This is a genomic window from Herbaspirillum sp. NPDC101397, from assembly GCF_044767325.1.
GTDB lineage: Bacteria > Pseudomonadota > Gammaproteobacteria > Burkholderiales > Burkholderiaceae_D > Herbaspirillum.
Genome location: NZ_JBIWNS010000005.1, coordinates 194,923 through 210,121 on the forward strand (window position 1 = coordinate 194,923; position 15,199 = coordinate 210,121).

At 62.1% G+C, this 15,199-nt stretch carries 14 protein-coding genes and 1 tRNA gene; 7 read left to right on the top strand and 8 right to left on the bottom strand.

The genetic code is table 11. From position 1 onward, the window contains the following. The first annotated feature begins 25 nt into the window (after window positions 1–25). The 3 genes from ACIROW_RS13530 to ACIROW_RS13540 are packed head-to-tail and all read left to right on the top strand — an operon-like array spanning window position 26 to window position 3,731. The gene (locus ACIROW_RS13530) at window positions 26–1,084 is read left to right on the top strand and encodes a microcin C ABC transporter permease YejB (protein WP_402276321.1); all 1,059 of its coding nucleotides are present in this window, start codon (window positions 26–28) and stop codon (window positions 1,082–1,084) included. Then, on the top strand, window positions 1,081–2,142 hold the full coding sequence (locus tag ACIROW_RS13535) for an ABC transporter permease (protein WP_402276323.1): 1,062 nt from the start codon (window positions 1,081–1,083) through the stop codon (window positions 2,140–2,142). Before ACIROW_RS13530 ends, ACIROW_RS13535 begins: the two co-directional genes overlap by 4 nt. Beyond that, window positions 2,139–3,731: an ABC transporter ATP-binding protein gene (locus tag ACIROW_RS13540; protein ID WP_402276326.1), complete on the top strand. Its 1,593-nt coding sequence runs from the start codon at window positions 2,139–2,141 to the stop codon at window positions 3,729–3,731. The genes ACIROW_RS13535 and ACIROW_RS13540 overlap by 4 nt, the downstream gene beginning before the upstream one ends. A gap of 40 nt (window positions 3,732–3,771) precedes the next feature. Here ACIROW_RS13540 and rbsD read toward each other — a convergent pair whose 3' ends face one another. From rbsD to gloB, 8 genes are all read right to left on the bottom strand, one after another. Continuing rightward, the gene (gene rbsD, locus ACIROW_RS13545; protein WP_402276329.1) at window positions 3,772–4,164 is read right to left on the bottom strand and encodes a D-ribose pyranase; all 393 of its coding nucleotides are present in this window, start codon (window positions 4,162–4,164) and stop codon (window positions 3,772–3,774) included. Between the two features lie 16 nt (window positions 4,165–4,180). After that, entirely contained in the window at window positions 4,181–5,095 is a 915-nt protein-coding gene (gene rbsK, locus ACIROW_RS13550; protein ID WP_402276331.1) for a ribokinase, read from the bottom strand. A gap of 55 nt (window positions 5,096–5,150) precedes the next feature. Then, complete coding sequence (locus tag ACIROW_RS13555) at window positions 5,151–6,149, bottom strand: LacI family DNA-binding transcriptional regulator (RefSeq protein WP_402276333.1); 999 nt, start codon at window positions 6,147–6,149, stop codon at window positions 5,151–5,153. 57 nt (window positions 6,150–6,206) lie between these two features. Further along, complete coding sequence (locus ACIROW_RS13560; protein ID WP_402276336.1) at window positions 6,207–7,181, bottom strand: ABC transporter permease; 975 nt, start codon at window positions 7,179–7,181, stop codon at window positions 6,207–6,209. A 40-nt stretch (window positions 7,182–7,221) separates the two neighbouring features. Beyond that, on the bottom strand, window positions 7,222–8,775 hold the full coding sequence (locus tag ACIROW_RS13565; protein WP_402276338.1) for a sugar ABC transporter ATP-binding protein: 1,554 nt from the start codon (window positions 8,773–8,775) through the stop codon (window positions 7,222–7,224). A 121-nt stretch (window positions 8,776–8,896) separates the two neighbouring features. Continuing rightward, window positions 8,897–9,859 carry a sugar ABC transporter substrate-binding protein gene (locus tag ACIROW_RS13570; RefSeq protein ID WP_402276340.1) on the bottom strand — a complete coding sequence of 321 codons (963 nt, stop codon included), beginning with the start codon at window positions 9,857–9,859 and terminating at the stop codon, window positions 8,897–8,899. 348 nt (window positions 9,860–10,207) lie between these two features. Continuing rightward, window positions 10,208–11,734 carry a transglycosylase SLT domain-containing protein gene (locus ACIROW_RS13575; RefSeq protein ID WP_402276343.1) on the bottom strand — a complete coding sequence of 509 codons (1,527 nt, stop codon included), beginning with the start codon at window positions 11,732–11,734 and terminating at the stop codon, window positions 10,208–10,210. A gap of 318 nt (window positions 11,735–12,052) precedes the next feature. Then, window positions 12,053–12,835 (bottom strand): hydroxyacylglutathione hydrolase, encoded by a 783-nt coding sequence (gene gloB / locus ACIROW_RS13580; protein WP_402276346.1) that lies wholly within the window; start codon window positions 12,833–12,835, stop codon window positions 12,053–12,055. Window positions 12,836–12,899: 64 nt separating this feature from the next. Here gloB and ACIROW_RS13585 point away from each other — a divergent pair, with 64 nt between their 5' ends. The 4 genes from ACIROW_RS13585 (at window position 12,900) to ACIROW_RS13600 (ending at window position 15,182) form a co-directional block, all read left to right on the top strand. Further along, window positions 12,900–13,691, top strand: a complete 792-nt coding sequence (locus ACIROW_RS13585) for a class I SAM-dependent methyltransferase (protein WP_402276993.1) — start codon at window positions 12,900–12,902, stop codon at window positions 13,689–13,691. A gap of 85 nt (window positions 13,692–13,776) precedes the next feature. Then, the gene (gene rnhA, locus ACIROW_RS13590) at window positions 13,777–14,226 is read left to right on the top strand and encodes a ribonuclease HI (protein WP_402276348.1); all 450 of its coding nucleotides are present in this window, start codon (window positions 13,777–13,779) and stop codon (window positions 14,224–14,226) included. A gap of 32 nt (window positions 14,227–14,258) precedes the next feature. Further along, the gene (dnaQ, locus tag ACIROW_RS13595) at window positions 14,259–14,984 is read left to right on the top strand and encodes a DNA polymerase III subunit epsilon (protein ID WP_402276350.1); all 726 of its coding nucleotides are present in this window, start codon (window positions 14,259–14,261) and stop codon (window positions 14,982–14,984) included. 123 nt (window positions 14,985–15,107) lie between these two features. Beyond that, window positions 15,108–15,182 (top strand) — tRNA-Val (locus tag ACIROW_RS13600). Window positions 15,183–15,199: the final 17 nt, after the last annotated feature.

Sequence of the window (15,199 nt, forward strand, 5' to 3'; positions counted from 1 at the left end):
CTATTTTTAACCTGCCGGCGCTGCCATGAATATCTGGTCCTATATCCTCAAACGCATCCTGCTGATGTTGCCGACATTGCTGGGCGTCGTCGTGATCACCTTTGCCGTGATCCAGTTCGTGCCGGGCGGTCCGGTCGAGCAGGCGCTGATCGAAATGAAAGGCCTCGGGGGCGGCGGTGAAGCCTCCGGCGGCGGCGCTTCGCAATACCGCGGACGTCAGGGCATCGACGCCGAGCGCGTCAACGAGATCAAGACGCTGTACGGCTTCGACAAGCCGCCGGTCGAGCGCTTCTGGCAAATGCTCAAGGGCTTCGCCAGCTTCGACCTGGGCAAGAGTTTTTACCATCACGGCGACGTCTGGCAACTGGTGAAATCCAAGATGCCGGTGTCGATCACGATCGGTCTGTGGACCTTCTTCCTGACTTACCTGATCTCGGTGCCGCTCGGCATCGCCAAGGCCGTGCGCGAGGGCAGCGGTTTCGATTCCGCCACCAGCGCGCTGGTGCTGGTCGGCTATTCGATCCCCGGTTTCGTGCTCGGGGTGTTCCTGCTGGTGGTGTTCGGCGGCGGCAGTTTCGTGCAGTGGTTCCCGCTGCGCGGACTGACTTCGGATGACTGGGCCACGCTGTCGCTGGTGGGCAAGGTCAAGGATTACCTTTGGCACATCACCTTGCCGGTGATCGCCTCCGTGGCCGGTTCGTTTGCGGTCATGACCATGCTGACCAAGAACACCTTCCTTGAAGAAATCCGCAAGCAATACGTGCTGACCGCGCGCGCCAAGGGACTCTCCGAAAACAAGGTGCTGTACAAGCACGTGTTCCGCAATGCGCTGATTCCGCTGGTGACCGGTTTTCCGGCCGCCTTCATCGGCGCCTTCTTCGCCGGCAGCCTGCTGATCGAAACACTGTTCTCACTCGACGGGCTCGGTCTGCTGTCATATGAGTCGGTGATCCGGCGCGACTATCCGGTCGTCATGGGCACGCTGTACTTGTTCACGCTGATTGGCCTGGTGGTGAAGCTGCTCGGCGATCTCTGCTATGTCTGGGCCGATCCGCGCGTCCAGTTTGAAAGCCTGGCCAAATGAGCGTGACCATCGTGACTGCTTCTCCTGCTACCTCTCCTTCGGTTTCCCCGGGCCGCCGCATCTGGCTGCGCTTCCGCCAGAACCGCAACGGCTACGTGAGCCTGATCCTGTTCCTGATCCTGTTCGTGATCAGCCTCGGCGCGGAACTGGTCTCCAATGACAAGCCGCTGATGGCGAGCTACCACGGCAAGATCCTGTTCCCGATCGTGCATGATTATTCGGAGAAGGCCTTCGGCGGCGACTTCGAATCGCCGGCCGACTACCTCGATCCCTTCATCCAGGACCAGTTCAGGAAGGACGGCAACTGGGCGATCTATCCGCCCAACCACTATCGCTTCGACACGCTCAACTATTTCGCCAAACAACCCAATCCGGCGCCGCCGTCTGCCGAGAACTGGCTGGGCACCGACGACCGCGGCCGCGACGTGTTTGCGCGCTTGCTGTACGGCTTCCGTATTTCCATCCTGTTCGGCCTGGCGCTGACGATCACCGGCGTGGTGCTGGGGTTGCTGGCGGGCGCGGTGCAAGGTTACTTTGCCGGCCGCATCGATCTGTTCATGCAGCGCATTCTCGAGATATGGGGCTCCATGCCCGAGCTGTATCTGCTGATCATTTTTTCCTCGATCTTCGAACCCAGCATCGGCTTATTGCTGGTGCTGCTGTCGCTGTTCGGCTGGATGGGTTTGTCGGACTACGTGCGCGCCGACTTCCTGCGCAACCGCAATCTTGAATACGTGCAGGCGGGGCGCGCGCTCGGCCTGTCGAACCTGCAGATCATCTGGCGCCATGTGCTGCCCAACAGCCTGACGCCGGTCGTCACCTTTTTGCCGTTCCGCATGAGCGCGTCGATCCTGGCGCTGACCAGCCTCGACTTCCTCGGCCTCGGCGTGCCGCCTTCTACGCCTAGCCTCGGTGAGCTGCTGGCGCAGGGCAAGAACAACCTCGACGCCTGGTGGATTGCCTTGTCGACCTTCATCGTGCTGACCGTGACTTTGCTGCTGCTGACCAATATCGGCGACGCCTTGCGCAATGCCCTCGACGTGCGGAGGAAAGCATGAGCCTGCTCGATATTCAGAATCTCTCGGTGCGCTTCGGCGACGCCACCGTGGTCGACGACGTCAGCTTCAGCATCCAACCCGGCGAGAAGTTCGCGTTGGTCGGCGAGTCCGGTTCCGGCAAGACCGTCAGCGCCTTGTCGGTGCTGCGCCTGAACCAGGATGCGCGCTACGATGGCCGGATCTTGTTCAACGGCGCAGACATCCTGCAAAAGAGCGAGGCCGCCATGCGCGGTGTACGAGGCATGGATGCAGCGATGATTTTTCAGGAGCCGATGACGGCCTTGAATCCCTTGTTCACCATCGGCAACCAGATCGCTGAAGTACTGATGCTGCACGAGGGCTTGAACGCCAGGGCCGCTGCACAGCGCACCGTGGCCTTGCTGGAAAAGACCGGCATTCCGGAGCCAGCGCGACGCGCACTGGCTTATCCGCATCAGTTGTCCGGCGGCCAGCGCCAGCGCGCGATGATTGCGATGGCGCTGGCTTGCCATCCCAAGCTGCTGATCGCCGACGAGCCGACCACCGCGCTGGACGTGACCATCCAGGTGCAGATCCTGGAATTGCTCAATCAATTGCAGCGCGACGAGAACATGGCCGTACTGCTGATCTCTCATGATCTCAACCTGGTGCGCCACTTCGCCGATCGCGTTGGCGTGATGGAAAAAGGAAAGCTGGTCGAGACCGCCGCCACCGCTGACTTGTTCGCAGCGCCGCAGCAAGCCTACACGCGCAAACTGCTGGCCGCCCAGCCGCAGCGCAATGTCGACGACGTCGCGCCGGATGCGCCGGTGCTGCTGACCGGCGCGAACGTGCGCTGCACGTTCACGATCAAACAAGGCTGGCTGCACAAGAAAAAATTCGCCGCCGTCGACGATGTCAGCCTGACGCTACGCAAGGGCGAAACGCTCGGCATCGTGGGTGAGTCGGGTTCCGGCAAGTCGACCCTGGGCATGGCCCTGCTGCGCCTGTCCACGGCTACGGTCGAGGGCGATATCCGCTTCGACGGTCAACAGGTCAGCGCCATGAGTTCGGCTGCGGTGCGGCCTTTGCGCGCGCGCATGCAGGTGGTGTTCCAGGATCCGTTCGCCTCGCTGTCACCGCGCCGCACGGTTGCGCAGATCGTCGGCGAAGGACTGGCCTTGCATCAGCCGCAACTGAGCGCCGCGCAGCAGCGCACAGAAGTGGTCGCGGCGCTGCATGAAGTCGGCCTGTCGGAAGACATGCTGCAACGCTATCCGCATGAATTCTCCGGCGGCCAGCGCCAGCGCATCGCGATTGCGCGTGCGGTGGTGTTGAAGCCCGATCTGCTGTTGCTGGATGAACCGACCTCGGCGCTCGACGTCACCGTGCAGCAGCAGGTCTTGCAACTGCTGGCGCAGTTGCAGCGCAAGTACGGCCTGGCATATTTGTTCATCAGTCACGACCTCGCCGTCATCCGTGCCATGGCGCATCAGGTGCTGGTGATGAAAGACGGCAAGGTGGTGGAAGGCGGCGCGGTTGCCGACGTCCTGCAGCAGCCCTCGCATGCTTACACCCAGCGACTGCTGGCGGCGGCGACTTATGCGGCTGACAACGTAGCAGGGACGTGAGGAGTCTGCCTTTAATTGAGATTGCTTCGCCGGGTCTGACTCAGAACGTCACACCGGCAATCAGGATGATGTTGGCGTAAGGCGTGAATTCACCGGTGCGGATCACCGCACGCGCCTGCTGCGTGCGGTGCTTGAATTCCTCATGCGGCAGGGTCTGCTTGCCGGCCAGTCCGAGCAGCCCGATCTGCTGCGCCAACTGAGGACTGCGCTCGGCCAGCTCATCGGCCAGCACATGATGTTCTACTTGCATTTCGGCCAGTACGGTTTGCAGCGTGTCCATGAAGCCGGGGATGCCGCGCGTCAGCGCCAGGTCGATCACCGGCACGCCGGCCGGCACCGGCAAGCCGGCATCGCCGATCACGATGCTGTCGCCGTGGCCGAGCGAGGCGATCAGCTGCGACAGCGCGATGTTGAGCAGCGGCGTTTTCTTCATGTCGGATCTCCTTTGTTCAGTCCGCAACTTCCCGGCGGGAAGGAATGGAGGTTTGTGCGCCCACGCGCGCCACGCTGATGGCTGCCGCACGCTGGCCCAGCGCGATGGCATCGGCTTCGCTGCGGCCTTCCGCCAGCGCGGCGACGAAGCCGCCGATGAAGGTGTCGCCGGCGGCGGTGGTGTCGACCGCCTTGACGGCTTGGGCGCTGAAATGTTCGGAGCCCGATTCCAGCGCCGCGTAGACGCCTTTTTCTCCGAGCGTGACCAGTACGTTGGTCGAGCCCGCCGCGCGCAACTTGCTGATCACGGCGGCAATCTGTTCGTCATTTTCAATACCGCTGGCGGGCATGCCGGCCAGCATCGCGGCTTCGATTTCATTGGGGACCAGGTAATCGATTTGTCCCAGCAATTCGGTCGGCAGGGTTTGCGCCGGGGCCGGGTTGAGTACGACGGTCTTGCCCAGCGCATGCGCCAGCTTGATCGCATGGATCACGGTCGGCAGCGGCGACTCCAGTTGCAACACCACGATGCGCGCCTGTCCGATCATGTCGCGTGCGGCGTCGATGTGAGCCGGGCTGAGCTCGGCATTGGCGCCGGAAGCCAGCACGATGCTGTTCTGGCCGTTGTCATCCACCAGGATGGAGGCGATGCCGGACGCCGTGCCGGCAATCGTCGCCACGTGGCTGTCGTCGATGCCGTCTTTGCGCAGCGCGGCGCGCAGCTCGGTACCGAAGGCGTCGTCGCCCAGGCAGGCCACCATCGCGACTTTGACGTCGTCGGCGCTCAGGCGCGCACAGGCGACGGCCTGGTTGGCGCCTTTGCCGCCGGGGATGGTGCGGAACTGGCCGCCGGTGATGGTTTCGCCGGGTAGCGGCATGCGCGGCACGCGCAAGACCAGATCCATGTTGATGCTGCCGATGATGACTATCATGTGTTTCCGACGATTGATGATTGAATGGAATTGTTGAACGGATGCCATCCCGCACTCATGTGGGCGAGCGCACGGTAGAACCGCGCACATGCAATTGCGGCGTGATGGTCTTGCGTTGTACCGGGCGCGTCGGATCGGCGATGCGTTCGAGCAGGCATTGCGCTGTCAACTGGCCCAGCGTGCGCGTGTTCTGCGAGACGCTGGTCAGCGGCGGATGCACGAACTGGGCCAGGTCGATATCGTCGAAGCCGATCACGGACAACTGGTCCGGCACGTCGATGCCGCGCTCGGCGGCGGCGCGCAGCGCGCCGATGGCCATCAGGTCGTTGCAGCAAAAGATGGCGTCCGGCGGCTGTGATGTCGACAACAGTGCTCGCGCCGCGGCATAACCGCCGGCGCTGGTGAAGTCCGCATAGGCCAGCAGGTCGGGTGCAATCACGACACCTGCGGCTTGCAGTTTGCGGCGCAGGCCGGCAATCCGTTCTGCGGAAATGTCCAGGCTCTCCGGGCCGCCGATGCAGGCGATGCGACGGCGTCCCAGCGTAAGCAGATGTTCCGCAGCCAGCGCGCCGCCGGCCGCATTGTCGACCGCTACCAGGTCGATCGCCATGTCTTTCGGCGCGCGGTCGAGCAGAACGGTCGGCACCTTCATCTTGCGCAGCAGCTCACCGTCGGTCTGCGCCAGTGTTGCCACGATCAGGCCGTCGCAACGCTTGGTCAGCAACACGTTCAGATAGTCGCGCTGCTTGGCAGGATCGTCGTCGGAATTGCACAGGATCACGCTATAACCCGCCTCGTAGCAGCTGTCTTCAATGCCGCGCGCCACTTCCGAAAAGTACGGATTGGTGTTGTTCGGGATGATCAGGCCGATACTGCCGGTTGCGTTGCTGCGCAGCGAGCGGGCAAGTGCGCTGGGCACATAGGCCAGCGCCTCGACCGCCACCAGCACGCGGTCGCGCGCTTCGGAGCTGACCGGGCGGGTCTTGTTCAGCACGTGTGACACGGTGGTGTACGAAACACCCGCGTGGCGCGCTACGTCCTTGATGGTTGCCATGTTCTTCTTGTCTTCTTATCGCTGAATGAATGTTCGTCGGTGCAGCTCAGTGTTTATTCAGTGTGTGTTGCGTTCGCCGCGACGGCGATAGGTATCGAGCACCACGGCAGCCACGATCACCAGGCCGGTGATGATGCGCTTCATCGGCTCGGACACGCCGATCTGCGCCAGCCCGGCTTCCAGCACCGAGATGATCAGCACGCCGATGAAGGTGCTGATGACCGAGCCGCGTCCGCCCATCAGGCTGGTGCCGCCGATCACGACCGCCGCGATCACCTGCAGCTCCATGCCGACGCCGCCGTTGGGGTCGGCCGCCTCCAGGCGCGACACCTGGAACAGCGCACCGACACCGGCCAGCAAGCCCATCAGCGCGAACACCAGGATCTTGCTCGGACGCGGATTGATTCCGGCCAGACGCACCGCCTCTTCATTGGTGCCGATGCCGATCCAGTGGCGTCCCAGCACGGTGCGTGTCAGCACCAGGTGACCGATGACGACGACGGCGATCGATGCGATGAAGGCCGGCGACAGGCCGAGGAAAATCGGCGAGCTGATGCCGTCGACCGCGCTGCCGATGTATTCAGTGCGCGAATTGGTGACCTGGTAGGCCATGCCGCGCGCCATTTCCAGAACGCCCAGCGAGACGATGAAGGAGGGGATGCGCCAGCCCACCGAGATCAGTCCGGTCAGCATGCCGCACAGGCTCGCTACCAGGATGCCGAGCAGGCCCGCGGCAAACAGCGGCCAGCCCCAGCGGACCATCGCCATCGACAGGATCGATGCCGCCAGTGCCATCACAGAGCCCACTGACAGATCGATGCCGCCGACGATCAGCACGAAGGTCATGCCGACCGCCATCACCACCAGCGTCGGGATGTCGTTGGAGAGGGTGCTGAAGGTCCCCAGCGTGAGGAAGTTTTCGCTCAGGAAGGAGAACAGCACGCACATCGCGAGCAGGGCGCCGATCAGGCCCAGGTAGTTCTTGACGGCGGACAGGCCGTAGACGGAGAAGGTGCGATTGGGATGGCTCATGATCTTGGCTTGTTGTGTTTGTATATTGGTGACGTCATGGTCAGGCGGTCTGTTCGGCCGCTGCGGCTGCGGTCGTGGACGGCGAATTCATGTAGCCGCTGAACGCCGCGGCGAGGATCGCCTCCTGGCTCCACTGGCCGCGCTCGAAGGTATCGACCAGCTTGCCCGCGCTCATCACGGCGATGCGGTCGCAGATCAGCATCAGTTCGCGCAGGTCGCTGGACACGATCAGCAGGCCCTTGCCCTGGCGTGACAGGTCGGCCATCAGTTTGTAGATGTCGAATTTTGCGCCGATGTCGATGCCGCGGGTCGGTTCGTCAAACAGCATGATCGGGCAATCGCGGTAGAGCCAGCGCGCAATGACGACTTTTTGCTGGTTGCCGCCGGACAGTTCGCCCGCTGCCTGCGCGCCGTCGCGCGAGCGGATGCGCAGGCGTTTGATGTAGTCGGCGGCGACGTTGGTTTCGGCGTCGCCGTCAAGCAGGCCCATCTTGCTGACGTCGCCGAGCCTGGCCAGCGTGGTGTTGACGGCGATCGACTGCGGCAGCAGCAGGCCCTGACTTTTACGGTCTTCGGTGATCATGGCGATGCCGGCGGCGATCGCATGTTTCGGCGAGCGGATGTCGGCAGCTTGCGTCTGATCGCCGATAAAGACTTCGCCCTGGTCGGCGCGGTCGGCGCCGAAGATCAGGCGCAGCAGTTCGGTGCGGCCGGAACCGATCAGGCCTGCAATGCCGAGGATTTCCCCAGCGCGCAAATCGAATGAGGCCGGCGCCACGACATCGCCACGACCGAGATTGCGCACGCGCAGCAGCGGGGCGCCGATCTCGCGATGGCCGAGATCGAGTTCCGCTTCGGCGGCGCGCCCGACCATCAGTTGCACCAGCGCGTCGCTGCTGTAGCCGCCGATGGCGTCGTCGCAGACCAGTTTGCCGTCGCGCAGCACAGCGATGCGGTCGGCGACCTGTTTCAATTCTTCCAGGCGGTGCGAGATGTAGATGATCGCCACGCCTTCCGATTGCAGCCGCGCGATCTGCGCAAACAACAATTCCACTTCACGGCTGGTCAGCATCGCGGTGGGTTCGTCCAGCACCAGCAGGCGGCAGCTGCCGATCAGATTGCGTGCGATCTCCACCATTTGCTGATGGCCCACGCCAAGTTCGCCAACCGGCGTCCACGGATCGATGTCGGTCAGGCCGACCGCCGCCATTTGTGCTTGCGCCAGCGCGGCCAGTCTGGTCCGGTCGATCCAGCCAAAGCGTTGCGGCAACTGGTTCAGGAACAGGTTTTCGGCGATGCTCAGCGTCGGGATCAGGTTCAGTTCCTGCATCACCATGCGGATGCCGAGCTGTTCGGCCTCGGTGCGCGAGCGCGGCTGATAGGGCTGGCCGTCGAGGAGCATGGCGCCCGTGGTCGACTGTACGAGGCCGCACACGATTTTCGACAGCGTGCTTTTGCCGGCACCGTTTTCGCCGGTCAGCGCCAGGATCTGGCCGGGACGGATTTCCAGCGCGACATCGCTGAGCACAGGCTCGACGTAGGTCTTGCCGATGCCGCTGAGCGAGAGCAAAGCCGGGGATGATGGATTGGACATGCAGTCTCCACCGTGAAGGTGTGGTTCAGAAATTAGGTGTTGCGGGAAGGGCGGAACGCACGCGCGTTCCGCCCGATGCTTCATTTTGTGCGCTACAGCTTAGTTGCTGCTTACTTGCTGCTTACTTGCTGTCCTTGGTCACCAGCTCGACCTTGGTCTCAACCGCGCCGCTCAGGCTGCTTTGCTTCTTCTTGTCGGTCAGCGCCTTCAACACAGTTTCGATGCCGAACACGGCTTGCTGCGAAGCGAACTGGTCGGCGGTCGCCAACACGCGGCCATCCTTGAGCATCGGCTTGATGGCGTTGATGTTGTCATAGCCGACCACCAGCACCTTGCCGGCCTTGCCTGCTGCCTTGACCGCGGCAACCGCGCCCAGCGCCATGTTGTCGTTGCCGGCCAGGATCGCCTTGATGTCAGGATTGGCGTTCAGCATCGAGGCGGCGACCTTGTTGCCAGGATCGATTTCCCATTGGCCCGATTGTACCGATACTACCTTGGCGCCGGCCGCGCCCATGGCGTCCTGGAAGCCCAGCGTGCGTTGCTGCGCATTGAAGGTGGTCGAGACGCCTTCGATGATCGCAACCTTGTCACCGCTCTTGATCTGCTTGGCCAGGAAGTCGCCGACCAGCTTGGCGCCCTTGCGGTTGTCAGGACCGACGAATGGTACGGTGATGCCCTTTTCCTTCAGCGCGGCGTCGTCGAACTTGTTGTCGATGTTGACCACGATGATGCCGGCGTCGATAGCCTTCTTGATGACCGGCACCAGCGCCTTGGAGTCAGCCGGTGCGATCACCAGGCCGCTGACCTTGGAGACGATCATCTGTTCGACGATCTTGATCTGGTTGGCGGTGTCCTGCTCGTCCTTGATGCCGTTGGCGATCAGGTCGTATTGCGCTGCGTGGGCCTTTTGGTGTTCCTTGGCGCCGTTTTCCATGGTCAGGAAGAATTCATTGGCCAGCGACTTCATCACCAGGGCGACCTTGGGCTTGGCGGCAGTTTGCGCCTGGACCAAACCAGGCAGTGCAGGCAGGGCGCAGGCCAGGACGGCAGCGGCAATCAGCTTGAGGCGGATACGTTTATTCATGATGTCTCCAGGTTCCAGATATTCGGGGTGAGCAGCAATTCGTGTGGATCGGCATGCTGTTATTGGTGAGTTCTGCGTGCTGTGTATTGATATGCGCAAACGTTTGCGCGACTGAATCATAGCACCGGATTTCGGGAAAATGAAGGCCATCGGCACGATCATTCATGCGGCGGCGCGGCAGAGGCGGCGGGGTTTTACTTGAATATTTCCGAGGGAGAATATCGAATTGATTGAAGCTTGCAGGATAAACCCGGGGAAAAACCGTCGTTTTGCGGTGCGGTAGAAAGCGGCGGAAATAAAAAGGCCGGGAACGCATCCCGGCCTTTTGACGATTCCTGAGTGCCTGTATCAGCGGCGGCGGTTGCCGCTTTCCGATGCCAGCGTGATCGGTGCCGCGCCCTTGCGCGCCGGCGCCGGTGCCGCGCGGGTGTTCTTGGCGACGACGGCAGGCGCCTTGCGAATCGGCTTGGCCGGCGAATGGATTACCTGGCGCACGCGTACCGGGGCCGCAGAAGGCGTCTGGTAAGGCACTTGCAGCTGCAGGCTCTGACCGTTGGCCAGCGTGTCGTGGTGCAGGCTGTTCCACTGCTTGATCTGGACTACGCTGACGCGGTAGCGGCCGGCGATCGAGGCCAGCGTGTCGCGCTTGCCGGCCTTCACGTAGATACGTTTGAAGTCGGGTACGTCCGGCGCCACGGCCAGGCGGGCGCTGTCGGCCATCTCAGGCGTGATGTCGGCTTCCATCGAGGTTTCGGTCTTCGGCACCAGGATCATGGAGCCGGCTTTGAGGACCATCTTCGGCGGAATCTGATTGACGCTGCGAATCACGTCCGGCGTGGTGCCGAAGCGGCTGGCGATGGTTTCGATGCGTTCACGCGCGCTCGACACGGTGTGTGCGGTCCACGAGCTCAGCGCTTGCGTGAACTTGGACATGTTGGTCTTGAACTTCTCGGCATTGCTTTCCGGCAGCAGGATCTTGGTGTCGTCGCCGCCGATGATGACCGGGCGGTTGAACTGCGGATTGAGCGCCTTGAATTCATCGAGCGACAATTCGGCCAGTTGCGCAGCCACCTTCACGTCGATGTTGCGGGTCTTGCCGATGGTGACGAAGTAGGGCTGGTTGTCGACCTTGGGCAGGTCGATGCCGAATTCTCCCGGCACGGCGATGATGTTCTTGACGGCTTGCAGCTTTGGCACGTAGTTGCGCGTCTCATTGGGCATCTGCGCCGACAGGGTGTTGAAGTCGATCGGCAGGCCGGCGGCCAGGTTACGGTTGACGGCGCGCTGCACCGAACCTTCACCCCAGTTATAAGCGGCTAGCGCCAGCTGCCAGTCGCCGAACATGCCATACAGTTTCTGCAGGTAAGTCAGCGCCGCATCGGTCGAGGCCAGCACGTCGCGGCGCTCGTCGGTGAACAGGTTCTGTTTCAGGTTGTAGTCGCGTCCGGTCGACGGGATGAACTGCCACATGCCGGCCGCTTTGGCGGTCGACAAGGCTTGCGGGTTGAAGGCGGACTCGATGAACGGCAGCAGCGCCAGTTCGGTCGGCATGCCGCGCTTTTCGAGTTCCTGCACGACGTGGAACAGGTAGCGCGACGCGCGCACGGTGGTGCGCTGGATATAGTCGGGACGCGAACTGTACCACTGGGTCTGGTTGTCGACCAGCGGGTTTTCGAGATTCGGGATGCCGAAGCCCTTGCGGATGCGGGCCCAGATATCGATGTCTTCCATGCCTGGCAATGCGGAAGCCGGATCATTCGGATTGATGGCGTTGAAAGGTGCGGGGTAGATCGAGATGTCGTTGGCGTGGGCCAGGAGGGGAGTACCGAGAGAGAAAAGCGTTGCGATCGCCAGTTTCCTGAATGTTAGCTGCATGGGTACCTGATCCTGTGCCTGAGGCTGAAGTAGCGATTAAATTCGCATGGGTAAATTCACCGGTCGTCTCGGGTGCACGGCACCTCCTGCGGGGAAGTATGTGTCCGAACGAAAGCAATAATGCATCTGGCGGTTCTGTCATTAAAAAACAACAAAAGCGCCTGTTTATCTAAAAACGGCTTGCAAGCCGGTGGATTTGGAGTCTAGACGGAGTGTACGTAAGCCCCTTTTCACTCGTCAAGTAAAAATTCACTTATGTTACAAAGCTTAAGCCCTTGATTCGCTTGGTATTTGTCCGAAAAAAGGCCTATACACCCTCTATTTGTAGGTATTCTTCCATTCGCGCAGCGCGCCGAATGTTTCCGCCGGATCAACTAGTTTCCCTGAGGCAGGCAAACGGCCGGCTTGTTGCAAGCGGGCGATGACGGCGCTTTCCTTGTAACGCAGGAAAGGATTGGTGGCGATTTCAAGCGCGATGGTGGTGGGCACGGTCGGTTCGTTGCGGGCGCGTTTGGCCTGTTCCACATCGATGCGCGCGGCCAGCGCCGCATTGCCCGGTTCGATTTCACGCGCGAAGCGCAGGTTGGAAAGGGTATATTCGTGCGCGCAGTAGACTTTGGTGTCGGCCGGCAGGGCGGTCAGCTTGCCGAGCGAGGCCACCATCTGCTGCGGCGTGCCTTCGAACAGGCGGCCGCAGCCGCCGGCAAACAGCGTGTCGCCGCAGAACAGCCAGCCCTGGCGTGCGGCGTAGTAGGCAATGTGGCCCTTGGTGTGGCCGGGTACGTCGATTACCTTGAGGTCAAGGCCGAGCGCGGCCAGGTGCACCAGATCGTCTTCCCACAAGGGCTGGGTAATCGTCGGAATCGCTTCGCCGGCGGGGCCGTAGACCGGAACTTGTCCATGTTGCAACAAGGTTGGAACGCCGCCGACATGGTCAGCATGATGATGAGTCAGTAGAATAGCGGCCAGCGTCAGGCCATGTGCCTCGAGCGCTGCCAGGACCGGAGCGGCATCGCCGGGATCGACGACCGCCGCATTGACGCCGTCATGAATCAACCACAGGTAATTATCGTCAAATGCAGGAACAGTCAGGATACTCAAGGATGTGGATGAATCGGACGATGCTGCTGGCGGGATGGCTGACATGGCTGGATGGGTGCGCGTGATGGCGGAAGTCGATACGGATTCGGGAAAAGCCATTATAGCCCTCGACGACTGGCTGCATACGCCGATGGGCAACTACGTCCGCGCCTGGGAGCAGAAGCACCTGGACGCACTCACGGCCGACATCTTCGGATTCAACGCCGTGCAGATCGGCATGCCGCAGATCAACGCGCTGCAGGCTAATCGCATGCCTTACCGCTGGCTCACCGACAATTGCCTGCCGATCGAGGCGTCGGCCGGCTTGCAAGAGGGCCGCGAAATTCCGCTGGTGGTCGCACATGATTTTTCCGAACTGCCGTTCGCCACGCAAAGCCTCGACCTGGTGGTGCTGCCGCACGTGCTGGAGTTCAGCGCCGAGCCGCACCAGGTGCTGCGCGAAGTCGAGCGCGTGCTGATCCCCGAAGGCCAGGTCATCATCTGCGGTTTCAATCCGACCAGCCTGTGGGGAGCACGCCAGGCCGCAGGCCGGCTGACCGGCGCGCACTTCCTGCCGCAGGACGGCGAATTCATCCGCCTGCCGCGCCTGAAGGACTGGCTCAAGCTGCTCAACATGGAAGTCAATCGCGGCCATTTCGGCTGCTATGCGCCGCCGTGCGCCACCGACAAATGGCTGGACCGTTTCGACTTCATGGAAAAAGCCGGCGACCGCTGGTGGCCGTATTTCGGCGCGGTCTACATCGTGCAGGCGATCAAGCGTGTCAAGGGCATGCGCCTGATCGGCCCGGCCTGGAGCAAGCAAAAGGTCAAGGTGCCCAAGGGCATGCCCGCGACCAATCGCATCCATAAGGAATAGAATGCCGCCTTCCCGCAAAAAAGCGGGGGCATCCTCAACGATCAACATCAACGAACAAAGTAATCAGGAAATGACAGACGCAAGCATGAACAAAGACGAGTTGGAACGTGTAGAGATTTACGCCGACGGCGCCTGCAAGGGCAATCCCGGCACCGGCGGCTGGGGCGCACTGCTGATCGCGGGCGGCCGCGAGAAGGAATTGTGCGGCGGCGAACGCAACACCACCAACAACCGCATGGAACTCAAGGCCGTGATCGAAGCGCTCGGCGCACTGACCCGCCGCTGCGACGTCACCGTCTACACCGACAGCCAGTACGTGCAAAAAGGCATCAGCGAATGGATCCACGGCTGGAAGGCGCGTGGCTGGAAAACCGCGGCGCGTGAACCGGTCAAGAACGTCGACCTGTGGCAGGCGCTCGACGCCGCCCAGGCGCAGCACAAGATCGAATGGCGCTGGGTCAAGGGCCACGCCGGCCATCCCGGCAACGAGCGCGCCGACCAGCTCGCCAACCGCGGCGTTGAAACCGTCCTCTGAGCGCAGGCTCAGCACCAGCTAACGGAATCCTCATGCGACAAATCGTCCTCGACACAGAAACCACCGGCCTGAATCCCCGCACCGGCGACCGCATCATTGAAATCGGCTGTGTTGAACTGCTCAACCGCCAGTTGACCGGCAACAACCTGCACTTCTACATCAACCCCGAGCGCGACTCCGAAGAAGGCGCGCTGGCGGTGCACGGACTGACCACCGAGTTCCTCAGCGACAAGCCCAAGTTCGCAGCCATCGTCGACGAGTTCCGCGACTACGTGCGCGACGCGGAGATCATCATCCACAATGCGCCCTTCGACGTCGGCTTCCTCGACGCCGAGTTCAAGCTGCTCGGCCTGCCGCCGTTCAAGGAGCACGTCGACAACGTCATCGATTCGCTGCAAATGGCCAAGGAGCAGCATCCCGGCCGCCGCAACTCGCTCGACGCGCTGTGCGACCGCTACGGCATCTCCAACGCCCACCGCACCTTGCACGGCGGCCTGCTCGATGCCGCCCTGCTGGCCGAGGTGTACCTGGCCATGACGCGCGGCCAGAACAGCCTGACCATGGACCTGGCCGCCGGCGGCGACGATGAAGACGGCGCCGTCAAGCTCGAACTGGCGCCGCTGGCCGACGTCATCGTGGTCGCCGCCAGCGAAGCCGAACTGGGCCTGCATGAAACCCTCCTGAACACGCTCGACAAGGAAGTGCGCGGCACGTGCGTATGGCGCAAGGAACCCGAGGCGGAAGCGCCGCCGGCGTAAATTGTTTGAGGGAAATGGCGGGAAACGGGAAGAAATAACAAGCAGCTTGCCCGTGCCGTCAATTTTGTGTCATAATTCGGGCCGCTTCACACCAACCCTTGCGGTCGGTGGCGATAGCAAAATGGAAGGTTAGCTCAGGGGTAGAGCACTGCATTCACACTGCAGGGGTCCGCAGTTCGAAACTGCGACTTTCCACCAGAATTCAAAAAAAGCCA